This window comes from Yinghuangia seranimata, assembly GCF_029953285.1.
Classification (GTDB): Bacteria; Actinomycetota; Actinomycetes; order Streptomycetales; family Streptomycetaceae; genus Yinghuangia; species Yinghuangia seranimata.
The window spans coordinates 24,560-49,710 of record NZ_JASAOI010000002.1; the positions used below are offsets into that span (position 1 = coordinate 24,560).

Annotated in this window: 22 protein-coding genes; 15 read left to right on the plus strand and 7 right to left on the minus strand. The window is 72.9% G+C overall.

The features are described from left to right. Positions 1 to 148 precede the first annotated feature (148 nt). From QI554_RS00390 to QI554_RS00400, 3 genes are all read left to right on the plus strand, one after another. Positions 149 to 844, plus strand: coding sequence for a TetR/AcrR family transcriptional regulator (locus tag QI554_RS00390; protein WP_281464471.1), 696 nt, complete (start codon positions 149 to 151; stop codon positions 842 to 844). 141 nt (positions 845 to 985) lie between these two features. Beyond that, positions 986 to 3,319, plus strand: a complete 2,334-nt coding sequence (pucD, locus tag QI554_RS00395) for a xanthine dehydrogenase subunit D (protein WP_281464473.1) — start codon at positions 986 to 988, stop codon at positions 3,317 to 3,319. A 35-nt stretch (positions 3,320 to 3,354) separates the two neighbouring features. Then, a complete protein-coding gene (locus QI554_RS00400) occupies positions 3,355 to 3,858 on the plus strand; it encodes a nucleoside deaminase (protein WP_281464475.1) in 504 nt (167 codons plus the stop codon). Between the two features lie 85 nt (positions 3,859 to 3,943). On the opposite strand, the gene QI554_RS00405 is transcribed toward QI554_RS00400, so the two are convergent. Both QI554_RS00405 and QI554_RS00410 read right to left on the minus strand, forming a co-directional pair. After that, on the minus strand, positions 3,944 to 4,288 hold the full coding sequence (locus tag QI554_RS00405; RefSeq protein WP_281464477.1) for a hypothetical protein: 345 nt from the start codon (positions 4,286 to 4,288) through the stop codon (positions 3,944 to 3,946). 38 nt (positions 4,289 to 4,326) lie between these two features. Continuing rightward, entirely contained in the window at positions 4,327 to 5,055 is a 729-nt protein-coding gene (locus tag QI554_RS00410) for an ATP-binding protein (protein ID WP_281464479.1), read from the minus strand. 134 nt (positions 5,056 to 5,189) lie between these two features. Between QI554_RS00410 and QI554_RS00415 the strand changes: the two genes are divergently transcribed. The 3 genes from QI554_RS00415 to QI554_RS00425 all read left to right on the plus strand — a co-directional run bounded on the left by QI554_RS00415 (position 5,190) and on the right by QI554_RS00425 (position 8,028). Beyond that, positions 5,190 to 6,017: an AAC(3) family N-acetyltransferase gene (locus QI554_RS00415; RefSeq protein ID WP_281464481.1), complete on the plus strand. Its 828-nt coding sequence runs from the start codon at positions 5,190 to 5,192 to the stop codon at positions 6,015 to 6,017. A 114-nt stretch (positions 6,018 to 6,131) separates the two neighbouring features. Further along, the gene (locus QI554_RS00420; protein ID WP_281464483.1) at positions 6,132 to 6,734 is read left to right on the plus strand and encodes a TetR/AcrR family transcriptional regulator; all 603 of its coding nucleotides are present in this window, start codon (positions 6,132 to 6,134) and stop codon (positions 6,732 to 6,734) included. Continuing rightward, positions 6,727 to 8,028: a glycosyltransferase gene (locus QI554_RS00425; RefSeq protein WP_281464485.1), complete on the plus strand. Its 1,302-nt coding sequence runs from the start codon at positions 6,727 to 6,729 to the stop codon at positions 8,026 to 8,028. Before QI554_RS00420 ends, QI554_RS00425 begins: the two co-directional genes overlap by 8 nt. Positions 8,029 to 8,055: 27 nt before the next feature. Here the strand turns inward: QI554_RS00425 and QI554_RS00430 are convergent, their stop codons facing one another. Both QI554_RS00430 and QI554_RS00435 read right to left on the minus strand, forming a co-directional pair. After that, positions 8,056 to 9,165, minus strand: a complete 1,110-nt coding sequence (locus tag QI554_RS00430) for an acyl-CoA dehydrogenase family protein (protein WP_281464488.1) — start codon at positions 9,163 to 9,165, stop codon at positions 8,056 to 8,058. A gap of 54 nt (positions 9,166 to 9,219) precedes the next feature. Then, positions 9,220 to 9,432 (minus strand): hypothetical protein, encoded by a 213-nt coding sequence (locus QI554_RS00435; RefSeq protein WP_281464490.1) that lies wholly within the window; start codon positions 9,430 to 9,432, stop codon positions 9,220 to 9,222. 332 nt (positions 9,433 to 9,764) lie between these two features. On the opposite strand from QI554_RS00435, the gene QI554_RS00440 reads away from it, so the two are divergent. From QI554_RS00440 to QI554_RS00460, 5 genes are all read left to right on the plus strand, one after another. Beyond that, the gene (locus QI554_RS00440) at positions 9,765 to 10,652 is read left to right on the plus strand and encodes an AraC family transcriptional regulator (protein ID WP_281464492.1); all 888 of its coding nucleotides are present in this window, start codon (positions 9,765 to 9,767) and stop codon (positions 10,650 to 10,652) included. A gap of 129 nt (positions 10,653 to 10,781) precedes the next feature. Next, on the plus strand, positions 10,782 to 11,612 hold the full coding sequence (locus QI554_RS00445) for an arylamine N-acetyltransferase family protein (protein WP_281464495.1): 831 nt from the start codon (positions 10,782 to 10,784) through the stop codon (positions 11,610 to 11,612). A gap of 57 nt (positions 11,613 to 11,669) precedes the next feature. After that, positions 11,670 to 13,196, plus strand: a complete 1,527-nt coding sequence (locus QI554_RS00450; RefSeq protein WP_281464497.1) for an MFS transporter — start codon at positions 11,670 to 11,672, stop codon at positions 13,194 to 13,196. A 53-nt stretch (positions 13,197 to 13,249) separates the two neighbouring features. Then, a complete protein-coding gene (locus tag QI554_RS00455; protein WP_281464499.1) occupies positions 13,250 to 13,876 on the plus strand; it encodes a TetR/AcrR family transcriptional regulator in 627 nt (208 codons plus the stop codon). Between the two features lie 87 nt (positions 13,877 to 13,963). Continuing rightward, complete coding sequence (locus tag QI554_RS00460; protein WP_281464501.1) at positions 13,964 to 14,824, plus strand: MerR family transcriptional regulator; 861 nt, start codon at positions 13,964 to 13,966, stop codon at positions 14,822 to 14,824. A 12-nt stretch (positions 14,825 to 14,836) separates the two neighbouring features. On the opposite strand, the gene QI554_RS00465 is transcribed toward QI554_RS00460, so the two are convergent. Both QI554_RS00465 and QI554_RS00470 read right to left on the minus strand, forming a co-directional pair. Continuing rightward, a complete protein-coding gene (locus tag QI554_RS00465) occupies positions 14,837 to 16,831 on the minus strand; it encodes a protein kinase domain-containing protein (RefSeq protein ID WP_281464503.1) in 1,995 nt (664 codons plus the stop codon). Between the two features lie 98 nt (positions 16,832 to 16,929). Beyond that, entirely contained in the window at positions 16,930 to 17,652 is a 723-nt protein-coding gene (locus tag QI554_RS00470) for a TetR/AcrR family transcriptional regulator (protein ID WP_281464505.1), read from the minus strand. A gap of 110 nt (positions 17,653 to 17,762) precedes the next feature. On the opposite strand from QI554_RS00470, the gene QI554_RS00475 reads away from it, so the two are divergent. Genes QI554_RS00475 through QI554_RS00485 form a run of 3 tightly spaced genes read left to right on the plus strand, consistent with a single transcriptional unit; the run spans position 17,763 to position 24,213 of the window. After that, positions 17,763 to 20,039: an ATP-binding protein gene (locus QI554_RS00475; protein ID WP_281464507.1), complete on the plus strand. Its 2,277-nt coding sequence runs from the start codon at positions 17,763 to 17,765 to the stop codon at positions 20,037 to 20,039. Then, positions 20,036 to 22,879 (plus strand): branched-chain amino acid ABC transporter permease/ATP-binding protein, encoded by a 2,844-nt coding sequence (locus tag QI554_RS00480; RefSeq protein WP_281464509.1) that lies wholly within the window; start codon positions 20,036 to 20,038, stop codon positions 22,877 to 22,879. The genes QI554_RS00475 and QI554_RS00480 overlap by 4 nt, the downstream gene beginning before the upstream one ends. Positions 22,880 to 22,926: 47 nt before the next feature. Then, positions 22,927 to 24,213 carry a type 1 periplasmic-binding domain-containing protein gene (locus QI554_RS00485; RefSeq protein ID WP_281464511.1) on the plus strand — a complete coding sequence of 429 codons (1,287 nt, stop codon included), beginning with the start codon at positions 22,927 to 22,929 and terminating at the stop codon, positions 24,211 to 24,213. A gap of 88 nt (positions 24,214 to 24,301) precedes the next feature. Here QI554_RS00485 and QI554_RS00490 read toward each other — a convergent pair whose 3' ends face one another. After that, positions 24,302 to 24,577, minus strand: coding sequence for a DUF4873 domain-containing protein (locus QI554_RS00490; protein WP_281464513.1), 276 nt, complete (start codon positions 24,575 to 24,577; stop codon positions 24,302 to 24,304). 164 nt (positions 24,578 to 24,741) lie between these two features. On the opposite strand from QI554_RS00490, the gene QI554_RS00495 reads away from it, so the two are divergent. After that, positions 24,742 to 25,122, plus strand: a complete 381-nt coding sequence (locus QI554_RS00495) for a hypothetical protein (RefSeq protein WP_281464515.1) — start codon at positions 24,742 to 24,744, stop codon at positions 25,120 to 25,122. Positions 25,123 to 25,151: the final 29 nt, after the last annotated feature.

Here is a 25,151-nt window from a genome sequence, read left to right on the forward strand (position 1 = left end):
GTCACCCCCAGGTGCTGTTCGCCGACTTTTCGAACATGTTCCGAAAGTAGCATCGCGAGGGGCGTGCGTCGACCGGGAAGGGATCCGCGGGTGGCGGGAAGACGCGCCGGGCCGTGGCCGGGGGAGGGCGGCGCGGCATGATGGAGCGATGCCCCGACCGTCCGCGGCCTCCGCCGCAGCGCCCGCGCCACAAGGCCGCACCGGCCGCCCGCCCGTCACCTCGCGCGCCGAGATCCTGGCGGCGGCCCGCCGCCTCATCGACCGCGACGGCTGGGAGAAACTGACGATCCGCAGACTGGCCGCGGAGCTCGGCATCGGGGCGACGACGCTCTACCACCACATCCGCAACAAGGACGACCTGCTCGTCCTCATGCTCAACCAGTACACGGCCGAACTCGGCCGCCCCACGCTGCCCAGCGACCCGCGCGACCGCATCGTCGCGGCCGCCACCGCGATGCGCGACGCCCTCGCGTCCTGGCCGTGGGCCGCGGAGATCCTCACCGCCGACGGTTTCGTCGGGCTCCTGGACGAAAACGCGCTGTGGATGGTCGAGGCCATCGTGGCCGGCGCCGACGACTACGGCTGCACGCCCGCCCAGTCCGTCGACGTCTTCCGCGGCATCTGGTACTACACCGTCGGCGAGGTCCTGGTCCGCGCCAACACCGCCCGCCGGCGCGCGCAAGACCCGGACCGCGTCTTCAGCGAGGCCTTCGACCCGGAAAAGCTCCCCCACCTGGCCGCCGTCTTCGACCGCTGGGCGCAGTTCGCGCAGCGCGACACGTACCCCGAAGGCCTGCGGATCTTCGTCGACGGAATGCTGGCGAAGGCTACAAGCCGCTTGTAGCACTCGATGAACGGCCGGTGTCAGGCGGCGGACCTTTTCATGTCTTCCGCCCTTAGCGCTCTCCACCGACTTGGCTGTCTACTTCCTTTCACGAGCTGAACCGGAAATTCCGACCGCCGAAAAGCCGACCGTGGAGGCTTGGTGACCGACCAGACATCCCCCGCCCGCACGCCGCAGCGCCTCGACGAGGTGATCACGGGCGGTATCGGCACCAGCCCGCTGCGGCCGGACGGGACGCTCAAGGTCCGCGGGGAGTTCGCCTACTCCTCGGACCTGTGGGCGGACGGGATGCTCTGGGGCGCGACACTGCGCAGCCCCCACCCGTACGCGCGGATCCTGTCGGTCGACACCGGCCCCGCGCTCGCGCACCCCGGCGTCTCGGCGGTGCTGACCCACCAGGACGTCCCCGGCGAGAACATCTACGGCCTGAAGACCGCCGACACGCCGGCGCTCGCCGAGGACGTCGTCCGCTACAAGGGCGAGCCCGTCGCCCTCGTCGCCGCCGACCACCCCGAGACCGCCCGGCGCGCGCTGGAGAAGATCGTGGTCGCGTACGAGGTCCTCGAGCCGGTCACCGACCCGGAGCGCGCCGCGCACGACGACACGCTGCCCGCGCTGCACCCCGGCGGCAACGTGGTGCGCTACCAGCCGATCGTCCAGGGCGACCCCGACGCGGTGGCCGACGTGGTCGTGTCCGACGTCTACACGCTCGGCATGCAGGACCAGGCGTTCCTCGGGCCGGAGTCCGGCCTGGCGATCCCCGACGAGGACGGCGGCGTCGACCTGTTCCTCGCCACCCAGTGGCTGCACGTCGACCAGCGCCAGACCGCGCGGGCGCTCGGGCTTCCGCTCGAGAAGGTACGTTTCACCATGTCCGGCGTCGGCGGCGCGTTCGGCGGCCGCGAGGACCTGTCCATGCAGATCCACTGCTGCATGCTCGCGCTGCACACCGGCCGGCCGGTGAAGATGGTCTACGGCCGCGAGGAGTCCTTCTACGGCCACGTCCACCGGCACCCCGCGAAGATGTACTACGAGCACGGCGCCACCAAGGACGGCAAGCTCGTCTACATCAAGGCCAGGATGTACTTCGACGGCGGCGCGTACGCCTCGAAGACCCCGGTCGTGGTCAGCAACGCCACGTCGCTTGGCACCGGCCCCTACGAGGTGCCCAACGTCAGGATCGAGGGCTGGGGCCTCTACACGAACAACCCGCCGTGCGGCGCGATGCGCGGCCTCGGCGCGGTGCAGCCCGCCTACGCGTACGAGTCCCAGATGGACAAGCTCGCCAAGGCGCTGGACATGGACCCGGTGCTGCTGCGGCAGATCAACGCCGTCAGCGAGGGCTCGACCCTGCACACCGGGCAGGTGCTCGACTCCCCGGCGCCCGTCGCCGAACTCCTCGAACGGCTCAAGCGGTTGCCGATGCCGCTGGAGAACCGGACCGCGCCGGCGGACGTCCGCGACCTGCCCGGCGGCATCTCCAACACCACGCACGGCGAGGGCGTCGTCCGCGGCGTCGGCTACAGCGTGATCATCAAGAACGTCTCCTACGCCGAAGGCGCCGACGACTACTCCACCGCCCGGGTGCGGCTCGAGGTCATCGGCGGCGAACCCGTCGCCATGGTGCACACCGCGGCGGCCGAGGTCGGGCAGGGCCTGGTGACCGTGCAGCAGCAGATCGCCCGCACCGAACTCGCCGTGGAACGCGTCAACATCCACCCGAACGACACCAACGTCGGCGACGCGGGCTCGAGTTCGGCGTCCCGGCAGACGTACGTCACCGGCGGTGCCGTCAAGAACGCGTGCGAGGCCGTGCGCGACGTGCTCTTCGCCAAGGCCGCCCGGCGGTTCGGCGAACGGCCCGCGGACCTGTCGCTCGTCGGCGGCAAGGTCGTCTCGTCGACCACCGGAGTCATCGCCGACATCGCCGACGTCCTCGGCGACGACGTGATCGAGGAGACCCGCGAGTACCACCACCTGCGGACCTACGAACTCGACCCGGTGACCGGGCAGAGCCCGCGCGTGCACGTCCAACACGCCTACTCCGCACACCGGGCCGTGGTCGACGTCGACACCGAGCTCGGACTCGTCAAGGTCGTCCGGCTCGACTGCGCGCAGGACGTCGGCAAGGCCGTCAACCCCGACGCCGTCGTCGCCCAGATCCAAGGCGGCTCCACGCAGGGCCTCGGTCTCGCCGTCATGGAGGAGATCCAGGTCGAAGGCGGCCACATCCGCAACCCGTCGTTCACCGACTACCTGATCCCGACGATCATGGACACCCCGCCCATGACCATCGACGTCATCGAACGGGCCGACCCCAACTCGCCCTACGGCGTCCGCGGCGTCGGCGAACCACCCACCATCTCCGCCACCCCGGCGATCGTGAACGCCATCCGCAACGCGACGGGGCTCGACCTCACCCACACCCCGGTCGGGCCCGAGCACATCTGCGGCCCCGCGTTCGCCCGAGCCTGAGCAGCACCTCTCATCACCACCGAGAAGGAGCAACTATGACCACGCACACCCAGGGAACGAGCGTCCAGGACCTCGAGCGCGCCTGGATGGACGAGGCGATCAGACTGGCCACCACCAGCGTCGCGAACGGCGGCGGCCCGTTCGGCGCCCTCGTCGCCAAGGGCGACCGGATCGTCGCGATCGGGAACAACCAGGTCACCGCCACCCTGGACCCGACCGCACACGCCGAGGTCAGCGCCATGCGCGCCGCGTGCAAGGTGCTCGACACGTTCTCGCTCGACGGGTGCATCCTGGTGACCTCCTGCGAACCGTGTCCCATGTGCCTCTCCTCGGCACTGTGGGCCCGCGTCGACCGCATCGTCTACTGCGCCGACCGCGACGACGCGGCCGTCGCCGGCTTCGACGACCGCAAGTTCTACGACCTCTTCGAGAAGAAGCCCGCCTGGATGTGGCCGACCCCGGTCGAACACCTCGACCTCCCCAACCGCACCGCCCCCTTCGACGCCTGGCTCGCCAAGTCCGACCGCATCGACTACTGACCGCCGCCTGACGGGGGCCGCCTCAAGGACCACCCAGGTCCGACAAGGCGGCCCCCGCGGGCTGTCCCGCACAGCCGCGTCACGCTCACCCCGCCTCCACCACCTCCGCCCGCGCCACCAGCCCGGTCGCGATGTGGTCCCAGTCCGGCCCGTGCATCCACAGGCTCTGGGCCGCCTCACGCAACAACGCCGGCTCGTCGGGCCGCTGCAGCAGCACCAGGCGATACGCCAGATTCCGCACCCACACCGGCAGCAGCCCGTCCACGATCTGCGGGCAGAGCTCCCGCAGCATCGCCAGAATCGCGTCCGCGTCGGCGAACGTCAGCTCCTCGACGAAGAAGTGCTCATCATGCTCACGCCCGCAGTCAGGGGTAGGCCGGTACTCGTCACCGAAAAGACACCGGGCGTGCTCCGTGAGGGTGTTGTGCATGCGCGGAGCCTACGACGCCGCTCGCCCGCCGGCCGCACTCACCAGGCCCTCGGCGCGGCCAAAGGCGCGTCGGGGGCGAAGTAGCAGTCGGGGCAGCGGCGAACGCCTCGGGGGAGCACGGTCAGGTGCGTGCGGGAGCCGGTGCGCTCGTCGTGGACCACGAGGTCGGTGCGGCCGAGCGTGCGGTTCCTGCCGAACGGGGCCGGCGCGGTCAGCGCGGCCGCGATGGAGGGTGCCGGGTCGAGGGGCAGGGCCGCGCCTTCGGGGAGGTAGTCCTCGTCCAACACGAACCGGACGCTGGTGCCGTGGCCTTCGGCCGGGCCGAGGTCGGTCAGCGACGCTCTGCGGTACGGCCCGGCGTCGACGTGGTAGCAGTGCCCGTCCCGCCGGACGGCGGCCGTGACCTGCGAGCACATCGCGGTGCCGACGCCCAGCCCGCCGCGCGGGGCCGAGTTCGAGCTCTCGAACACGCGGACCACCATAGGGGCCGGGTCGAACGTCCCCCCGGTCGGCGCGGTCGGCAACCCGGGCCCGTCGTCCTCGACCCGGAAACAGAGATCGCCCTCCACGACGACCCGCACCGTCAACACCGGGCCGACCGGTCGTTCCCCGACGGCGTCCTCGACGACGTGGATCAGCACCCCGAGGGGCAGCATCGGGTCGTCGCGTTCGGCGCCGAAGTACATGCGGGGCCGCACGCGTTGGACGTCTGCCTCTTGCAGGACCTGGATCTGGCTCGCGTCGTAGACCGGAGTCTGTTCCCCCATCAGGTCATTCTTCCGCACGGCCACCCCTGCGGGCGGTAGCGGCCTGTGCGAGATTGCCGGCAGCGATGTCCAACAGCCGCCGTCTTGACGGATGTTCCGTTGGAGGGACGCGACGGCGACCATACTGACTGGTCATGTCGACGACTCCTCAGTCCGGACCGCTCTGCACGCGCGAGACGCTCGCCCGGGACCTGGACGCTCTCGGTGTGCGGCGGTGCCAGACGGTGCTGGTGCACACCTCGTTAAGCGCCTTCGGGTGGGTGTGCGGTGGCCCGGTCGCCGTCGTGCAGGCGCTCTTGGACGTGCTGGGCGCCGAGGGAACGCTGGTGATGCCGACGCATTCCGGCAACAACTCCGATCCCGCCGCGTGGGGCAACCCGCCGGTGCCCGAGGCCTGGTGGGAGGAGATCCGGTCGTCGATGCCGGCCTACGACCGGCGTACCACCCCCGCGTACGGCGTCGGTGTCGTCCCCGAGACGCTCCGCACCTGGCCCGGCGCGGTGCGCAGCGCACATCCGCAGACCTCGTTCGCCGCCGTCGGCCCGCGCGCGTCGGTGATCACCGACGGGCACGCCCTGGACTGCCGGCTTGGCGAGCGGAGCCCGCTGGCCCGGCTGGAGGAGTCCGGCGCGCTGGTCCTGCTGCTCGGTGCGGGGTTCGGTTCGTGCACCGCGTTCCACCTGGCCGAGTACCGGATCGACGCCCCGCAGACCGACAACGCGTTCGCCGCCATGACCCCCGAGGGACGCCGCTGGACGCAGGTGCGCGACACCGCGATCAACGAGGACGGATTCGCCGACCTGGGCGCCGACTTCGCCCGGGACCACCCCGTCGTCCAAGGCACGGTCGGCGGCGCCGAGGCCCACCTGTTCCCCCTCGCGGACGCCGTCGCCTACGCCCAGACCTGGCTCGCCAAGCACCGCCCCGCGCCCGCCCTGTCCACGGGAGCCGACCCGGCCTGAGGAACTCAGACGCGGGATGGTCGGCGATCAGGCGGAAGCGGCCGGCCGGAGGCGTATCACCACCGGCTGTTCTTTCGTTTGACCGTTGCATCAATTGAATATAGACATGACTCCATGGAAAGTGAGAGTCGGCGTCCGTACCGCATGGGTGCGCGTGCCGCCGCCATCGAGGTCACGCGGATGCGGGTCCTGGAGGCGGCGCTCGTGCTCTGGGCGCAGCGGTGGTACGACGACGTCACGTTGCAGCACGTCGCGGACCAGGCGGGCGTGTCGGTGCAGACGGTCGTCAACCACTTCGGCGGCAAGGACGGACTCGCCGAGGCCGCCGCCGATCTGATGGCTTCTCAGACGGAGCTGGCCCGGCAGGCGCCGGTCGGGGACGTGGAGGCGATCGTCGCGGTGCTGTTCGCGGACTACGAGCAGCACGGGGACGCCAACGCGCTCTGGATCGCGCAGATGGACCGGATCCCCGTCGCCGGGCGGGCCGCCGCTCATGCGCGTGGGCTGCATCGGGCCTGGCTGGAAAAGGTGTTCGCCGACCGGCTCCCCGAAACGGGGCCGGAGCGTGAGCACGCGCTCAACCTGCACTACGCCGCGACGGACCTCTATCTGTGGAAGCTGTGGCGGCGCGACCTGGGCCTGTCGCGTGAGGACGCCGAGCGGGCGATGCGCGACCTGCTGACCTCGATCGACCCTCGGAGGGGGCACGATGCCTAAGAACTTCCTCTTCGCCACGTGGGCCGGCGGCGGAGCCGTGCCGCCCGTGCTCTCGGTCGCCCGGGCGCTGCGCGAACGCGGCCACGGGGTCCGGGTGTTGGCCGACACCTCGCTGCACGACGAGATCGCCGCCGCGGGACTGGAGGCGATCGCTTGGACCACCGCGCCGCAGGGTGACCCGAGTGATCCGGCCAAGGACGTCATCAAGGACTTCGAGGCCCGAACACCCATCGGCGCCTTCGCCCGGCTCCGCGACCGCATCGTCTGCGGCCCCGCCGCCGACTACGCACGGGACACGCTGGCCGAGTTGCGGGCCCGTCCAACCGACGTGCTCGTCGCCGAGCACATGCTGCTCGGCGCGTTCACCGCCGGCGAGGCGGCCGGCATACCGCAGGCTTCGCTCGTGACGACCCTGTACCCGCTTCCCACACCGGGCGCGCCCGTTCCCGGCGCCGGACTCGCCCCCGCGAAGGGCGCGGCGGGGCGCCTCCGCGACCGGCTCATGCTCCGACTGGCCGCCATGCCGTGGAAGAAGGGACTGCCGCCCCTCAACGCCGCCCGTGTCGCGAACGGCCTGCCGCCGCTGGCCTCCGGCTTCGAGGCGTTCGAGCGCGTCGACCGGACGCTGGTGCTGTCCCCGCGCGCGTTCGACTACCCCGCCAGGCTCTTCCCCGACGTCGTACGCCACGTCGGGCCGCGGCTCGACGACCCTTCCTGGGCAGGGGAGTTGACGCTGCCCGAAGGTGACGCACCGCTGGTTCTGGTCGGCCTGAGCTCGTCGTTCATGGACCAGCACGCGCTGTTGGAACGGATCGCGGAAGCCCTCGGCACGCTGCCGGTACGCGGGTTGCTGACCACCGGCCCGGCCGTCGACCCGGCGGCGGTACGCGCGCCCGACAACGTGCTGGTCACCGCCTCCGCGCCGCACAACATCGCGTTGCGGCACGCCGCGGTGACCGTCACCCACGCCGGCCACGGGACGACGGTCAAGTCCCTGGCGGCCGGTGTCCCCCTGGTCTGCGTGCCGCTCGGCCGCGACCAGGTCGAGGTGGCCCATCACGTCGAAACGACGGGCGCCGGGGTCACCGTGGGCAAGAAGAGCTCCGCCCGCGCCATCGCCCGCGCGGTCGAACGCGTCTTGAACGACCCGACCTTCCGGCAGGCCGCGCAGCGGATGGCGGACGAGATCGCCGCCGAGACGCGGACGGACCTCGCGGTCGCCGAACTCGAAGCCCTCGCGGGAGTGTCGGAGGCCGACGAACCCTCAGGTCAGGAACACACGTTGGCGAGCTGACGCCGGGCCGGGAACCCCCGTCCAGCGCTACGCCTCCACGGTGCCCATGAGCTGCCTGCCGATCATGTCGCGGCAGACCTCGGTCGAGAACGCCATGAGCGCCCCGGCCTGCGCGTCGCGGAAGTGGCGTTGGATGGGGGAGGTGCGCAGGTAGCCGGAGCCGCCGCCGACCCGCAGGGCGAACTCGGCGATGTCCTTGGCCACTTGGTTCGCGTAGAGCTTGGCTTCGACCGCGGCCGGGAGCGTGCCGGGGTCGCCGTGGTCGGCCAGCCACATGGCGCGTTCGGCGAGGGTGCGCGCGGCCAGGAGCTTGACGTGGGCGTCGGCGGCGTCGAAGTGGACCCACTGCATGTCGCCGACGGGCCGGCCGGTACTCGGCACGACGCGGCTGCGCGCGTGGTCGGTCAGCGCGTCCAGGGTGGCCTCGGCGATGCCGATGGACAGCCAGGGCAGCCCGAGCGCGATGATGTTCGGCGCCAGCGGGTCGGTGATCCGGCACCGGTTGTCGCTGCGCAGCAAGGTCTTGCGGAAGTGCACGAGTTGGCTGCGGGTGCCGCGCAGGCCCATCGAGTCCCAGATCGGCACCATCTCGACACTGTCGTCGCGGGACACGCCGAAGAACGCCGGGCCGTCGTCGAGCAGGGCGTTGACCAGGAAGTGGTCGGCGATCTCACAGCCGGACACGAACCGCTTCGCGCCGTCGAGGACGTGCCCGCCGTCCGCCGGCTCGGCGCGCTGGAGCGGCATGAGGAACAGGTTGCCGCCGGTGGGCTCGGACAGCGCGTTCGCGAACCGCTTTCCGGCACGCAGCGCTTCCGCGTAGACCGGCGGCCCGTAGGACACGAGCGCCTGGGCCGCGCCGAGGTGCATCATCCAGACGCACGCGGTCGACGGGCACGCCTTGCCGACGACCCGGAAGATCTCCCCGAGCGCCTGGTACGAGAGGCCCGACCCGCCCCGCTCCTCCGGCATCGCGGCCATATCGAGGCCCGCCTCGTGCAGCGCCGTCAGGTTGCCGACCGGCACGGTGGCCTCGGCGTCGTGCTCGTGCGCTCTGGCCGCGAAGCCCGGCGCGAGGTCGCGCGCCGCGTCGACAAACCGTTGTTCGTTCCCGGAAACCGCAAACGGTGAGGTCACCGGGACAGCTTAGGCCGAGGTCGCGTGGCCGGACCGGCACTTCGCCGAGGACGCTCAGGTGTCGCTGCGGGGCCGGTCCGCCAGGTACGCGAGGAACTCCGGGTCGGCCGAGCCGACGCGCTCGACCTCCTCGCCGCCGTCGCAGCGGTAGAGCGCGACGCTCGCGCCGCTGTTCGTGACGGCCAGCAGCCGCCACACCCCGCCCGCGTCCTCCCAGCGGTGGAGGCGGTCCAACGCGGCGGAACCGGACGGGGGAGTGCTGCTCACGCCCCCAGGCTAGCGCCGCGCCGGGCGTCGCCCACGGAACGGCCACCCCGTCCCGTACACGGCCGGCGTCGCAGCGCTGTACAAGGCCACCGGCGGGGCGTCGTCGGCCACCCTTGAGGCGTGGACGAAAGCGGACGCGTCCGCGGGCAAGCTCACCACCGTCCCGAACGGCACGCCGAACCCGCTGCTCAACACCGGCGGGCGCCGGTCCGGCAAAGGTGGGGCCGACCCGGGATGCCCCGGTCGGACGCGGCTTCCCGATGTCCAAAACGCGCCCGCTCCGCCACCTGGGACTAGAACCTGTTCCAATCCCGCGATTAGACTCCGCGGCCGTGCCCGATCGCCCCCGTCCCGGCCGGGACTTCAGCGTGATCCGGGTCGGGCCGCTGTGGCGGGTCACCCGACCCCTTCACCCCGTACTGGAGCCGTACGTCCACGAGCGCGCCGCGTACGTGGGCGGCCCCCGTTCCCACTACGCCGTCCGGCTCGTCCCCACCGGACGCGTCGCGCTCATCGTCAACTTCGGCCCGCCCTACACCCGCTTCGCCCGCTTACGCGACCCGCAGCCGCGCACGCGACCGATCGGATCGCTCTTCAGCGGCCTCGAGGACAGCCCCGGCGTGTGCGAGCACCCCGGAGACCACGACGCGCTGCGCGTGGAGCTCACACCGCTCGGCGCGTACCGCCTGCTCGCGATGCCGCTGTCCGAACTGTCCAACAGCGTCGTCGAACTCCGCGACGTGCTCGGCCGCGAAGCCGACGAACTCGCCGAACGCCTCGCCGCCACCCGCGACTGGACGCGCCGCTTCGACCTCCTGGACAACGCCCTCCTCGCCCGCGTCGACGAGGGCCCGGCGGCGGCCCCGCAGGTCGCCCACGCGTGGCGGCTGATCACGACCGCGCCGGGCGCCGCCCCCATCGCGAAGATCGCGGACGAGGTCGGCTGGAGCCACAAGCACCTGCTGCGCCGCTTCACCCAGCAGGTCGGCCTGACCCCGAAGGCCGTCGCGCGCGTGGCCCGCTTCCAGCAGGCGCTGTCCATGCTGTCCCGGCCGGGCGCCGCCGGCCTCGCCGAGGTCTCGGCCGCCTGCGGCTTCTACGACCAGGCCCACCTGAGCCGCGACTTCCGCGAACTCGCGGGCGCGTCGCCGAAGCAGTGCGCGACCTCGCCGTGGGCCGCGAACCGCGCGGTCGACCTGGACGCGAAGGTGGCCGTCTGACGGCGGTACGACCGGCCCACGACGGGTCGTGGTGCCGCCGACCGCCGCCGACCGCCGCCGACCGTCCCCGGGCGGAACTCGTCACGCGCGCCGGGATGACCGCGGCGCAGGGACTGGTTGACTCCTGCCGTGACGAACGATCTTTGGCAGGTCGACGAGCTCGACCTCGACGGATACCTGGCCCGCCTCGGGCTGCCCGCCCGCGAACCGAGCCGCAAGGCGTTGGACGAACTGCACGAAGCGCACGTGCGCACCTTCACCTTCGACAACATCGACGTGGTGCTCGACCGGCCCCCGGGCGTGGACCTCAAGACCGTGCAGCAGAAGTTCGTCGGCCGAGGTCGAGGCGGCTACTGCTTCGAGCACTCGACGATCTTCTCCGCGGCGCTGGAGCGGCTCGGGTACGACGTGCGCCGCCACCTGGGCCGGGTCGGCGACCCGGCGGACGGCAGCCAGGCGGGCCGCACCCACATGGTCGTCGAGGTGAACCTCGACGGACGGCTGCTGTGCGACGTCGGCTTCGGGATGAGCCTGCTGCGCCCGATCGCGCTCGAGGACGGCGCGAGCGACGACTACCTGGGCTGGGAGTACCGCGTCGACCGCAACGACTACGGCGCCTGGGAGATGCGCCGCTGGCGCGACGGCGGCTGGATGATGATGCACACGACGGACGAACTGCCCGTGATCCCCGTCGACATCGTGATGGGGAACCACTTCACCGCCACTTTCCCGGATTCGATCTTCCGCCGCACGCTCATGCTCACCCGCCACCTCCCGGACCGGCACGTCACCGTCACCCACGCCACGGTCGCCGTGCGGCAGCCGGGCGCGCCGACCGAGTACCGGCCGCTGCGTGACGGTGAATTCGCGGACTGGCTGCGGGTGCTGGAGGTGCCTCTGACGCCGGACGAGGAGGCACTGCTGCTCCGCTGGGTCGCGGAGCGCCCGCCCGAGGAGTAACCCGAACACCACTGTTCGACATTTCGCGGATGCCGTCGTACGCTAAAGCGAACAGTGGTGTTCGACTTCTTGGGGGTAGTGGTGCACACGCACGCCTCGACCGGGGAACGGCGGCCCGGCGCAGCCCACGGGCACGAGCAGGCCGACGACCACGGTCACGGCCCCTCGGAGGCCTCGACCGGATCGGCCGCACGCCGGTGGTGGGTGCTCGCGGCGCTGTGCCTCGCGCAGTTCATGGTGATCCTCGACGTGACCGTGGTGAACGTCGCGCTGCCGGTCATGGGCCGCGAGCTCGGCCTCGGCCGGGCCGCGTCGACGTGGGTGGTCACGGCGTACACGCTGTGCTTCGGCGGGCTGATGCTCTTGGGCGGGCGGATGGCCGACGTGTACGGGCGCCGGAACGTGTTCGTCGTCGGCCTGGTCGTCTTCACGGCCGCGTCGCTCGGGTCGGGGCTCGCCGACGGGCCCGAGGCCCTGATCACCGCCCGGGCGTTGCAGGGCGTCGGCGCGGCGATGCTCTCGCCCGCCGCACTCTCGATCCTGACGACGACGTTCCACGGCCCCGAGCGCAACAAGGCGCTCGGCGTGTGGGCCGCGCTCGGCGGTGCGGGGGCGGCCGTCGGCGTGCTGCTCGGCGGCGTGTTCACGGACGGGCCCGGCTGGGAGTGGGCGTTCTTCGTGAACGTGCCGGTCGGCGTCGCCCTGGCGGTGGCCGTGCCCGTGCTGGTCGACGGCGGCTCCGGGCGCGGCGGCGGGCGTATAGACGTCCCCGGCGCGCTGGCGGCCACGGGCGCGGTCGGGGCGCTGATCTACGCGCTGGTGCGCGCGGGCGACGACGGCTGGGGAGACGGGCTGACTCTCGCGGCGTTCGGCGCCGGGGCCGCGGCGGCCGCGTTGTTCGTCGTGATCGAGCGCCGTGCCGCGGAGCCGCTCGTCCGGCTGCCGGAACAGGGGCGGCGGGCGGTGCTGTCCGGCAACGCGGTCATGCTGGCCGCGTCCGGCCTGCTGCTGTCCTTCTTCTTCCTGGCGTCGCAGTACATGCAGCGCACGCTAGGCCTCGACGCGCTGCACACCGGCCTGGTGTTCCTGCCCGTCGCGGTCGCCATCGGCCTCGGCTCGCACCTCGGCATGCACGTCGTGGCCCGGCACGGCGGCCGACCCGCCGCGGTCACCGGCTTCGTGCTCGCGGGAGGCGGCGCCCTGTGGCTGAGCCGCCTGCCGCAGGGCGGGAGCGCGTGGGCGCACGTGCTGCCGGGCTTCGTGCTCGCGGGCGTCGGGCTCGGCGCGGCGTTCGTGGCGGCGACGACGACGGCGCTGGCGTACGTCGGGCCGCACGACGCGGGCGCGGCGTCCGGCCTCGTGAACACCGGGCACGAGCTGGGCGGCACGCTCGGGATCGCGGTCATGTCGTCGATAGCGGCGTCCAGCCTGGACGCCGTCGGGGCGGCGCGGATGTCGGCGGACGGCATAGGAACGGCCTTCACCGCCGCGGCCGTCGCGGCCGGTGTGGTGGCGATCGGCGCGGCCGTCCTGCTCCCGGGCGGACTGCCGCCGGAGACCGACCGGCCGATGTTCGCGCACTGACCCGGCGGACGGGGTGCCGGGCCCGCGCGGCCCGGCCCCTAGGGTGGACGACTGTGGCAGGCACCAACACACGTACAGGCGGCGGCGCGGGTTCCTCGGGCCCCCGGCGCCGGGCCGACGCCGAACGCAGCATCGAGGCGATCATCGACGCCGCCCAGGCCGGCCTGGCCGGGGACCCCGGGCTGAGCATGGCCGAACTCGCCCGCACCGCCGGCGTCGGACGCGTCACCCTGTACGCGCACTTCCCGTCCCGCGAGGCACTCCTGGGCGCGGTGCTCGAACGCGCGGTGACCGAGGCCGCGGCCGCCATCGAGGCGGCGCAGCCCGAGCGGGGGAGCGCGGCCGAAGCGCTGGACCGGCTCATCCGCACCTCCTGGCACGTCCTCGACCGGCACCGCCGCCTCTTCGCGGTCGCCCAGCACGAACTGCCCGCGGCGCAGATGCGGCAGCACCACCACCGGGCCATGGTCCACGTCGAGCGCCTCGTCGAACGCGGCCGCGAGGAAGGCGACTTCCGCACCGACCTGCCGACGGACTGGCTGCTGACCACCGTCTACAGCCTGATGCACGCCGCCGCCGACGACGTCAACAACGAACGCCTCACGGCGGACCGCGCCCCCGAGGTCCTGGTGGCGACGATCCTCCCGGCTCTGCGGTCCCCCTCCGACCCCGGCCGCTGACACCGCGCCGCTTGGGCGTGCCCGTGTCCTTCCCGTCGTCGGGGTCGGGGTTGCCGCTGCCCCTGGGGGAGGCGCCACGATGACGCCATGCGAGATCTTGTGGTCATCGGGGAGTTCGCCGCCCGCAGCCGGCTCAGTCTCAAGGCGCTGCGGCTGTACGCGGACAAGGGCCTGCTCGTCCCCGCGTACGTGGATCCCCGTACGCGCGTCCGCCACTACCGGCCCGAGCAGGTGGCGCAGGCGCGGCTGATCACGCTGCTCCGGGCGATCGGCATGCCCCTGGCGCTCATCGGGCCGGTGCTGGCCGCGGACGGTGAGGCGGCGGCGGACCTGGTTGCCGGGTACTGGCGGACCCGGGACCAGGAGTACCGGGCGCGGCGGCTGCTCGCCGGGCGGATCCAGAGCGGGTTGAAGGGCGGGGGAGAGCCGGTGTTCGTGATCGCCGAGCGCGAAGTCCCGGAGCGGAAGGTGGTGTTCACGCAGGCGCACGTGACGGCCGACGGCCTCGCGGAGTTCCTCGGTGAGGCCTCGCAGCGGTTGTTCGCGCATCTGCGGGCGGCGGGCGCGTGCCTGTCGGGGCCGGTGTTCGCCGTCTACCACGGCGTGGTCGACGAGGACGGCGACGGCCCGGTCGAGGTGTGCGCCCCGACGGCCAACGCGATCGAGCCCGCCGGGCGGATCGGCGTGCGGTTGGAGGCCGCGCACCGGCAGGCGTACATCGAACTCACCAAGGGGCAAGCCGAATACACCACGGTCGTCGGGGCGTTCGCGGCGTTGGCGACATGGCTGGACGAACGAGGCCTCAGGCAGAGCGCGCCGCCGCGCGAGACGTACTACCCGAACTGGGCGGACGCCGCCGACGACGAGCACGTCCTGGACGCGGCGGTGCCCTACCTCCACAGCCGGGACCTGGAACGTACGACGATCACGGGAGACCGTCCGGCATAGCCCTCGACCGGGTCAGCCCCGGTCGGCCGCGCCGACGACGACCGGCACGCCGGCGAAGCCGCGCGCGGCCTGATCGTCGGGGGCGACGACATCGGCCACGACGCAGGTGGCGTTGTCTGGGCCGCCCGCCCGCAGGGCCAGTTGGATCAGTTCGGCAACCGAGTCCGCGGGCGACATCCGGGTGGCGAGGCAGCCGTAAAGCCTTTCCGGGCCGACCAGGTCGGAGACGCCGTCGGTGCAGAACAGGTACCGGTCGCCGGGTCGGATCTCGCGGAGGGCCACGTCCGGCTCGGCTCGGCCGTCGCCCGTCAACAGGCGTGTGACGATGGAGCGTTCGGGGTGCACGGCGGCCTCATCGTCGGTGATCCGTCCTTCGTCGAGCAGGCGCTGCACCGCGGTGTGGTCACGGGTGATCTGGAACAGCTCGTCGTCGCGGAGCAGGTAGGCGCGGGAGTCGCCGATGTGGAGCAGCGCGGCGCGCCCGCCGGTGCAGTACATGGCGGTGAGTGTGGTGCCCAGCCCGTCCAGGCCGGTGGCGGAGGACGCCAGCTCGCGCAGCCGTCGGTCGGCTCGTGCCGCGGCCTCATGCAGCGACGTCAACGGGGCGGACGAGGGAACGCCGTCCAAGTCGACGAGGCAGGCCACCACTTCGGCCGCCGCGATGTTGCCCGCGCGCCGCCCCGCGCCGCCGTCGGCCACCGCCAGCAGGTGCGGGCCCGCGTAGCCGCAGTCCTGGTTGACGTCGGCGAGGAGGCCGCGGTGAGAGGCGGCCGCATAGTGCAGCACCGGTCCGGGCGCGCGCGGGGTGGTCGGCGGCGGTGCGGGCACGGGACCGGTGGCCGCCCCGTGCACCGGCGGTCCGCCACGGCGGTCCGCGGCCGATTCGTGACGCGGCTTGCCGAGGTAGTACTCCGTCCGGACGATGAACTCGCCGTCCATCGTCTGGACCGCCACGGAACGGCGCAGACTCTCGGGCCAGACCCCGGACGCGACCTGCGCGACGACCCACCGCCGGTCCGCGCGCCACAACCGGGCCACGGCGAACATCAGGACGTCGTCGTCGAACATCCACGGCTGCTCCTCGTACGTCATCCGGCCGCTCAGGTACTCGAGCACCAGCTGACGGTCGCCCAGGACGCGCGGGTCGCCGGGGACGAGGCCCAGATCGCTCGCGGCGAGCCCGTGCCCGGGGGTGCCGAGCGGGACGGGCGGCGCGGCCAGGCGTTCGAGGACGACGTCGAGCGGGGGCCGGGCCGCAGGGTCCTTGGCGAGGCAGGCGGAGAGCAGGCCGACGAGGTCGTACGGCAGGCCGCCGAGCAGGCGGAGGTCGGGCTCCTCGTGGACGATGCGGTAGAGCACGACGTCCGGGCGGCCCGCGCCGAACGGGCCGGACCCGGTGGCGGCGTACACCAGGACCGCGCCGAGGCAGAACACGTCGCTCGCCGTGCCGACGGGGCCGTTGCGGATCTGCTCGGGCGACATGAAGCCGGGCGTGCCGATGACCTTCGTGCTGGTCGAGGCGTCGAGCGCGCGGGCGATGCCGAAGTCGATGACGCGCGGGCCGTCGTCGGCGAGGATCACGTTGCCCGGCTTGAGGTCGCGGTGGACGAGCCCGCACCCGTGCACGGCGGCCAGGCCCTCGGCGACGCCCGCGCCCAGGATCCGGAGCCCGTCCTCGCGCAGCGGCCCGTGGCAGGCGACCGCCTCGGACAGCGAGGGGCCGGGGATGTACGCGGTCGCCATCCACGGCGGGTTCCCGTCGGGGTCGGCGCCGACGACCTGCGCCGTGTAGAAGCCGCCCACCTTGCGCGCCGCACCGACCTCGCGGGCGAACCGGCGCCTGAAGTCGGGCTCCCGGGCCAGGTCCGGGCGGATCATCTTGACGGCGACCGGCCTGCCGCCCGGCGAACTCCCCAGGAACACCTGGCCCATGCCGCCGCCGCCCAGCCGGTGCGTGAGCCGGTACGGGCCCGCCTGCCGCGGGTCGCCGTCCTGCAGTGCCTCCACCCGTACCCCCGCCCGCCGAACGACCCGCCGCTGCACAGCGGATGCGATTCTCGCAGGGGCCGGGAGCTCCGGGGAACGATCACCGGGGGTGGAGGCGCTTAGGAGGACGCTGCGTCTTCCTCGTCCTGGTCCCCGGCCTGGCCTTCGTCCTCGTTCCCGGCCTCGGCCTCGGCCGGCGGCGGTGCGTCGACCACGACCAGCGAGACGATCGTGTCGATGACGCCGCCCATGTCCACGGACGGGTCGATCAGCCACTGGTGCTGGACGCCGTCCACGGCCGCGAGGGCGAGGGCGACGACGGCGTCCAGGTCGACGCCGGGGCGTATGCGGCCCTGCCGTTCGAGTTTGGCGAGGCCGTTGCGCAGCGCGCCGCCGATGTCCGTGTTGCGGACGTCGAAGAAGTCGTGGGCGGGGTGTTCGGGGTAGCCGGCCGCGGCGGCCATGCTCACGTGCAGGCGTACCAGGCCCGGGACTTCGGCGTTGCGGCGGAGCATCTCGCCCAGCGGGGTGAGGGGGTTGCCGTAGCGGACCTTGAGGACGTCGTCGGCGACCACCCGGCCGCGTTCGGCCAGCACCCACAGCAACAGGCCTTCGCGCGAGCCGAAGTAGTGGAGGACGCCGGCCTGGGACATGCCCATGCGTTCGGCGACCTCCTTGAGCAGGGCGCCCTTTTCGCCGAGCGTCGCGAACACCTCCAGCGCGACGTCGAGGATCTGCTGGCGTCGCACGACGCCTTTGGCGTACCTGCCCCGTGGGTTGCGGATCATGTCCTTGCGCGACACCCGCTCGCTCGGCCCGGGCTCGCCCGGCTCGGATTCCATGCGCGAAAAGCTAGTCGAGTTCGGCATTTGCGTCTACGCTCCCCGGAGTTCGATCGATTCCCACACGCATACCTGCACGAATACGCGGACAACGGGCGACGGGGGCCTGCATGACGCAGCATCACGCCGTGGGGGACGAGACGGTCGCCCGTCTCGCACACGGCCTGATCGAAGCCGACGACGGGCGAGCGGCAGGACGGACGCCGCGCGGCGACACGCCGTCGGCACCCGGCGGCGACCCGTCCGCCCCCGGCGTCGGCGCGCCCGAGCTCCGACTCCGGGACGGCCTGTCGGCATCCGGGTCCGCGGCCTTCCTCGTCCTGATGGCGCTCGTCGCGTTCGACGAACTCGAAAGCGCCGCACTGGGCGTGCTCGCCCCCGAGCTGCGCGACAGCTTCGGCGTCGGCAACGGGGCCATCGTGGTGATCAGTTCCGCCGCGGGCGCGTTCATCGTGCTCGGGACGCTCCCGATGGGCTGGCTCGCCGACCGCTATCCGCGCGGCCGCATCGCGGGCTGCGCGGGGGTGGCCTTCGGCGTGCTCGTCGCGCTGTGCGGACTGGCCGGGAACATCTTCCAGTTCTTCCTGGCCCGCCTCGGCGTCGGCGTCGCGAAGTCCGCGAACCTCCCGGTCGGCGCCTCACTCCTCGCGGACACCTACCCGGTCGGGGTGCGCGGCCGCCTCGGGGCCGCGCACGGCACTGCCGCTCGCGCGGCGGGCATGCTCAGCCCGCTCGCGGTCGGCGGCATCGCGGGCTGGGCGGGCGGCGACGAGGGCTGGCGCTGGGCGTTCCTGCTGCTCGGGCTGCCGTCCGCGATCGCCGGCCTGGCGGCCCTGCGGCTGCCCGAGCCGGAGCGCGGCCGGCACGAACGCGCCGCCGTGCTGGGGGAGTCCGCCACGGCATCGCCCGATGCCTCGTCCGCCGAGCCGGTGTCCGTGGAAGCGGCGTTCGCGCGCCTCAACCGCATCGCCACCCTCAAGGGGATGATCGCCGCCTGCTCGGCGCTCGGGTTCGGCCTCTTCACCGTCCCGGTGCTGGCCAACCTGTTCGTGGAACAGCGCTACGGCGCAAGCGCCTTCGAACGCGGCCTCGCCTCCGCCGCGGCGGGCGCCGCCGCACTGGTCGTCCTGCCGCTCGTCGGCCGGCGGTTCGACCGCCTCTACCGCCGCGACCCGGCGCGCGCCCTCGCGGTCGTCGGCTACCTGGTGATGCCCGCCGGGCTGCTGATGCCCGTGCAGTACGCGATGCCCAATCTGGCGCTGTTCACCCTCGCCCTGACACCCGGCGCGGTGGCGATGTCCACGGCGCTCACGATGCTCACACCGGCGCTGCAGTCCGTCGTGCCGTACAAACTGCGCGGCATGGGCGCGGCCATGGCCTCCGTGCACATCTTCTTCGTCGGTGCGACCGGCGGCGCGCTGCTGTCCGCGCTGCTGGCCGACCAGTACGGGCCGCGCGTCGCGACGCTGCTGATCTGCGTCCCGGCGACCGTGGTCGGCGGCGCGATGATGCTGCGCAGTTCGGCGAGCATCCGCGACGATCTCGCACTCGTGGTCGCCGAGTTGCGTGAGGAGGAGGCGGAGAACAGGCGCCTCGCCGAGGCGCCCGGAGACGTCCCGGCGCTGCACCTGTCCGAGGCCGACGTCTCGTACGGGCCGGTCCGCATCCTCTTCGGCGTCTCGCTGGAGGTGCGGCGCGGCGAGATCCTGGCCCTGCTGGGCACCAACGGCGCGGGCAAGTCCACCGCGCTGCGCGCCCTCGCCGGGCTCGTGACACCCACCCGCGGCGTGGTCCGGATGGACGGCCGCGACATCACCTTCACCACGCCCGAACGCCGAGGCCGCCTCGGGGTGCGCCTCCTGCCGGGCGGCAAGGGGGTGTTCCCCGAACTGACGGTCCGCCGCAACCTGGAAGCCGCCGCGTTCGCCTACCGCCGCGACCCCGCCGACCGCGAGCGGCGCATCGCCCGCGCCCTCGCCCGGTTCCCGGATCTGGCGGACCGTCAGGACACTCGGGCGGACGCGCTGTCCGGCGGCCGGCAGCAGCTCCTGGCCCTGGCCATGGTGCTCGTCCACGACCCGGAGGTGCTGCTCGTCGACGAACTGTCGCTCGGCCTGGCACCGGTGACCGTCCAGGAACTCCTCGGTGTCCTGGAGGAGTTGCGCGACGACGGGGTCGGCGTCGTCATCGTCGAGCAGTCCCTCGACCTGGCGCTGTCCGTCGCCGACCGCGCGGTCTTCCTGGACAAGGGGCGCGTGCGCTTCAGCGGGCCGGCCGCCGAGCTGGCCGCCCGCGACGACCTCGCCAAGGCCGTCTTCCTCGGCGCCGCAGTCGGAACCGTCGGGGGCGTCGGGGGAGTCGGGGCAACCGAGGGAGCGGGCCGGTGATCACCACCCAGGTCCTCTTCGACGGCCTCGTCAACGGCATGGTCTTCGGACTGCTCGCGATGGGCGTCGTGCTCGTCCACCGGTCCACGCGCGTGGTGAACTTCGCGGTCGGCAACGGCGGCCTCGTGGGCTCGGGGTTGTTCGCGCTGCTCGCCGTGCGGTACCACGTGCCGTGGCCGCTGGCGCTTCCGGTCGCCCTCGCGGCCGGGACGCTGTTCGGCGTGGTCATGGAACTCGCCGTCATCCGCCGCCTGTTCACTGCGCCGCGGGTCGTGGTCATGGTCGCCACCATCGGTATCGCGCAGATCGCGCTCCTCGTGGCCGTCGCCTACCCGCACCTCGACGAACGTGGCGCGCGGTATCCCGTGCCGTGGTCGGGGACCTGGCAGCCGTGGGACGGCCTGCGCGTCACCGGCCCGCAGCTGTCCGTGCTGGTCGTCGTCCCGGTGACGGCGGCGCTGCTGGCCTGGGTGCTCGACCGGACCGCGGTCGGCGGCGCGGTGCGCGCCGTGGCGAACAACCCCGACCTGGCCCGGCTTTCCGGCATCAGCCCCAAGCTGGTGTCCACCGCCGTATGGGGTGCGGCAGGCCTGCTGTCGACCATTTCGCTGATCCTCATCAGCGGCCGGCACGGCAGCGTGCACGACCTCACCCAGCTCGGGCCCGGCACGCTGGTGCGCGCGCTCGCGGCCGCGGTGCTCGCCCGCATGACGTCGTTCCGCGGCGCACTCGTGGCCGGGACGGGCATCGGCGTCGCCGAGGCCTGCGTCAAGTACCGCTTCCTCGACCAGACCGGGCTGTTCGACCTCGTCCTGATGCTCGGGGTGCTCGTCGGCATCGCGGTGATCGGGCGCCGCGGCAAGAACGGACGTGCCGACGAGCCCGCGGTGTTCGCGTACCGCACCGCCAAGCGCCCCGTCCCGCCAGGCGCACCCTGGTGGCTGCGGAACATCGACCGGTTCGGCATGGCCGCGCTGCTCGCCGTCGGGCTGGCGCTGCCGCTGACAACCGGACTCGCCTCCCGGCAAATGCTGTTCACCACCGGCCTGGCACTCGCGCTGTGCGCGGCGTCGCTGACGATGGTGACCGGGTGGACCGGCCAGGTCTCGTTGGGGCAGATGGCGTTCGCAGGCCTCGGCGCGCTCGGCGCGGCCACGCTCAACCGGGGGGTGATCCTCGACCTCGGACCGCTGGGCTGGGTGACCGTCCAGGGCATGGTCTTCCCGGTCGCCGTCCTCGTCGCGGCGTGCGGAACGGCCGTGCTGGCCGCCGTCGTCGGCCTCGGGGCGTTGCGGGTGCGCGGACTGATGCTCGCCGTCGGCACCTTCGCGTTCGCCATCGCCTGCGAGCAGTTCCTGTACCGCAAGCGGTTCTTCTCCGGCGACTTCGGCGCGGCGGTGCCGTTCCCGCGCACGACCGTCTTCGGCATCGACGTGTCCGGCCAACGTGCCTACTACTACCTGGTGTTGGCGGTGCTCGTCGTCGTGCTCGCGGTCGTGGCACGGCTGCGCGCCTCGGGCATCGGGCGCGCGGCGATCGCGGTACGCGACAACGAGGACGGCGCCGCCGCCTACACCGTCGCGGCCGGGCGCATCCGCGTCGGCCTGTTCGCCCTCTCCGGAGGCATCGCCGGAATCGGCGGCGCACTGCTGGGCGCGGCCCTGCAGTCGATCCCGTGGGGCGAAAGGTACTTCCTCGCGAACGACTCGCTGACCCTGGTGGCGATCGCGGTCATCGGCGGACAGGGCTCGGTCGCCGGGCCGGTGCTCGGTGCCGCCTGGGTGGTCGGCGTCCCCGCGCTGTTCCCCGGCAACGCCCTCGCGCCGCTGCTGGTCTCCGGGATCGGGCTGCTCATGCTGCTGCTCTACGCCCCGGGCGGGCTCGTGCAGCCGGCGTACGCACTGCGCGCGGCACTGATCCGGCGGTTCGCACCGGACCCGCACGCCGAGGCCGTCCCCGGGCCCGCGGCTGACGACTCCCCGCGGCCCGGACTGCGCGCCGTCCCCCGGGCGCGACGCCTGGCCCTGCGCCCCGACGGCCCGGTCCTGGAGACCCGCGACGTGCGCGTGGCCTTCGGCGGCCTCACCGCCGTCGACGGCGTCGGCATCCAGGTCCACCAGGGCGAGGTCGTCGGGCTGATCGGCCCCAACGGCGCCGGAAAGTCCACGCTGATGGACGCGATCGGCGGCTACGTCCCCGCCGACGGCACGGTCACCGTCCTCGGCACCGACGTGTCGCGGCTGCGACCCCACCACCGGGCCGCCCTCGGTCTCGGCCGCACGTTCCAAGCCGCAAGGCTCTTCCCCGAGTTGACGGTCCGCGAGACGCTGCGGCTCGCCCTCGAGTCCCGCGGCCGCACCCCGCTCGCGGCCACCGCGCTGCACCTGCCGCACACCTTCCGCGCCGAACGCGCCCGCCGCGCGGCCGCCGACGACCTCGTCGGCCTGCTCGGCCTCGGCCGGTACGCGGACACGCCGATCGCCGAACTGTCCACCGGCACCCGGCGCGTCGTCGAACTCGGCGGCGTCCTCGCCCTCGACGCCCGCGTGGTGTGCCTGGACGAGCCGACCGCCGGCCTCGCACAACGCGAAACCGAGGCGTTCGCACCGCTCATCCACGAGGTCCGCCGCGAACTCGGCGCCGCGCTCCTGGTGATCGAGCACGACATGCCGCTCATCATGGCGATCAGCGACCGCGTCTACTGCCTGCAAGCGGGCCGTGTCATCGCCCACGGCACACCCGACGCCGTACGCGACGACCCCGCGGTGATCGCCGGCTACCTCGGCACCGACCGGCGTGCCATCGAACGCAGCCGGGCACCGGCGACCGCCGCGCACTGACCGCGCGAGTGACCCGACCGCACCACCACCAAGGGGACGAACGCACCATGCGCACAACCAGGTTGATCGCCGCGACCGCCCTCGCGCTGAGCCTCGCCGTCAGCGGCTGCGTCGCCACCCCGCCGCCGCAGGCCGGGCGCCCGGGACCGCAGTCCGCGCCGCCGATGCCGAAGACCGCGCCCGGCGTCACCGACACCGAGATCAAGATCGGCGTGCTGTACCCCGACGCCGCGGCCATCAGCGCCTTCGTGCAGATGGGCGACGAGGACTTCGAGGGCATGTACCGCGCGCTCATCGACCGCATCAACGCGCGCGGCGGCGTCAACGGACGTCGCATCGTCCCCGTCTTCGTCGCCAACAACCCCGTCGGCACCGCTCCGGCGCAAGAGGCCTGCGTACGACTGACGGAGGATCAGAAGGTCTTCGCCGCGATCGGGTTCTTCGTCTTCGAACAGACCATGTGCTACGTGGAGACACACCGCACCGCCGTGATCGGCGGCCCGCTCACCGAGAAAATGTACGCCCGCGCCCACGCGCCGTGGTTCAGCACCTCGCGCGGCGGCGACGAGGCCGCCGCCGCGGTAGAGGCACTGGCCGCGGCGGGTCTGCTGGCCGGGCACAAGGTGGCCGTCGTCAGCGCCGCCGTCGACCAGCAGATACGCGACGACGTCGTGGTGCCCGCGCTGGAACGGGCCGGGGTGCACCCCGTGGCGACGGCGGTCATGGACCCGGCGTCGTTCGACACCGCCGCCGTCGACGCGCAGTCCGGCATCGTCGCGCAGCGGCTGCGCGCGTCCGGCGCCGACGTCGTCATCCCGGTCGGCTCGGCCGTCACGGTCTTGACCGAGGCGATCGCGGCGACCGGGTGGCGGCCCCGGATGATGTACCTCGACTGGCAGATCGGCGCGTACGACGCGAACCACAGCGACGCCTCGGTGTTCGACAACGCGGTGATCGCGGGCGGGTCCGTCGACTGGGACGAGGCGACCTACAAGGAGTGCGCCGACTCCGTCACCCAGGCCCTCCACGCCAAGAACGCCCAGGCCCACCCCGGAGGCGACCCCGACGCCGGCGCACCGTCGCCTTCCTCGATCCAGGGCGCGTGCGCCGACCTGTCCCTCTTCACCGCGATCGCGACCAAGGCCGGCCGCGGCCTCGACTACGCGACGTTCCAGGACGCGGGCTTCGCGCTCGGCGCCTTCACCGTCCCCGGCGGCAACGGCCCGACGGTCTACGGCCCCGGCAAACCGGCGGGCAGCGGCGGGCGGACCCAGCTGTGGACGTACGACCCGGCCCAGGGAAGCCTCGTCGCATACGGCGCCGGGAAGGGCTGACCGCGAAACGAGGCCGGCCCGCGAGCGGCCGGCCGGCGGACGACCGCGGGGCGGCTGACCTGCGCTCGGATCCCGTTCCGTCAGGCCGCTACGTACGCCAGGGAACCGGTCCCGCGCCCACGATCCGCAGCACCGTGTCGCCCTCGACCTCGGCGACCGTGAAGGGGCCCTCGCCGCCGTCGAGCCGCACGTGCGGGTCCGCGGCGTCCGTGACCGCCCACGCCGTGTCCGGGTCCTCGACGGAGAGCCGCCCGCCCCACTCGGCGGTCCCGCCGGCGCCGAACTCGGCCGCGACCAGCTCGGCCGTGCAGGGGTACGACGTGCCGCCCGCGAGGATGGTGGCGGTGCCGGCGTAGTTCTCCATGCGACGTCCTTGATCCGGTGGAACACGAGTCCGGTCCGGGTTCCCGCTGCGCCATACCCGAAACCCGCGGCTCCCTTGCCACCATGGCCGTTCGCCGGTCTGAGCTATTCGGTTGCCGCTGCTGTGCCTCTCGTCGATCCTGACTCCGACACAGAGGGGGAGACATGGGACTGGTTCTCTACCCCGCCGACGGCGACACCGGCAGCCCGGACGTCTCGTGGTCCTACCGCGGCTTTGACGAGTTCCGTCGACGGCTGGCCCACGCCGAGGGTTTCGACCTCGACGCGATGTACGGGTTCGGCGGCGACCGACCCTGGAACGAGGTGGCGACGGCGCTGGAGCCCCTCCTCGACCATCCCGACGTCGGCGGGGCCGACCTGTCGCCGGCCCAGTGCGCCGCCGTTCTCGCCCGGCTCGAGGTCGTCGCCGACGCATGGGCGAAGGAGGCCGACCCGCTCGTGGCGCACCATGTCGAGGACGCCCGCGGCCTCGCGCGTGTCCTGCGGTTCTGCGTCGACAGGAGCGTCCCGCTGGGGTTCCTCTAGTGGCCGCAGCGCCCGTCGTCGTACCCGTC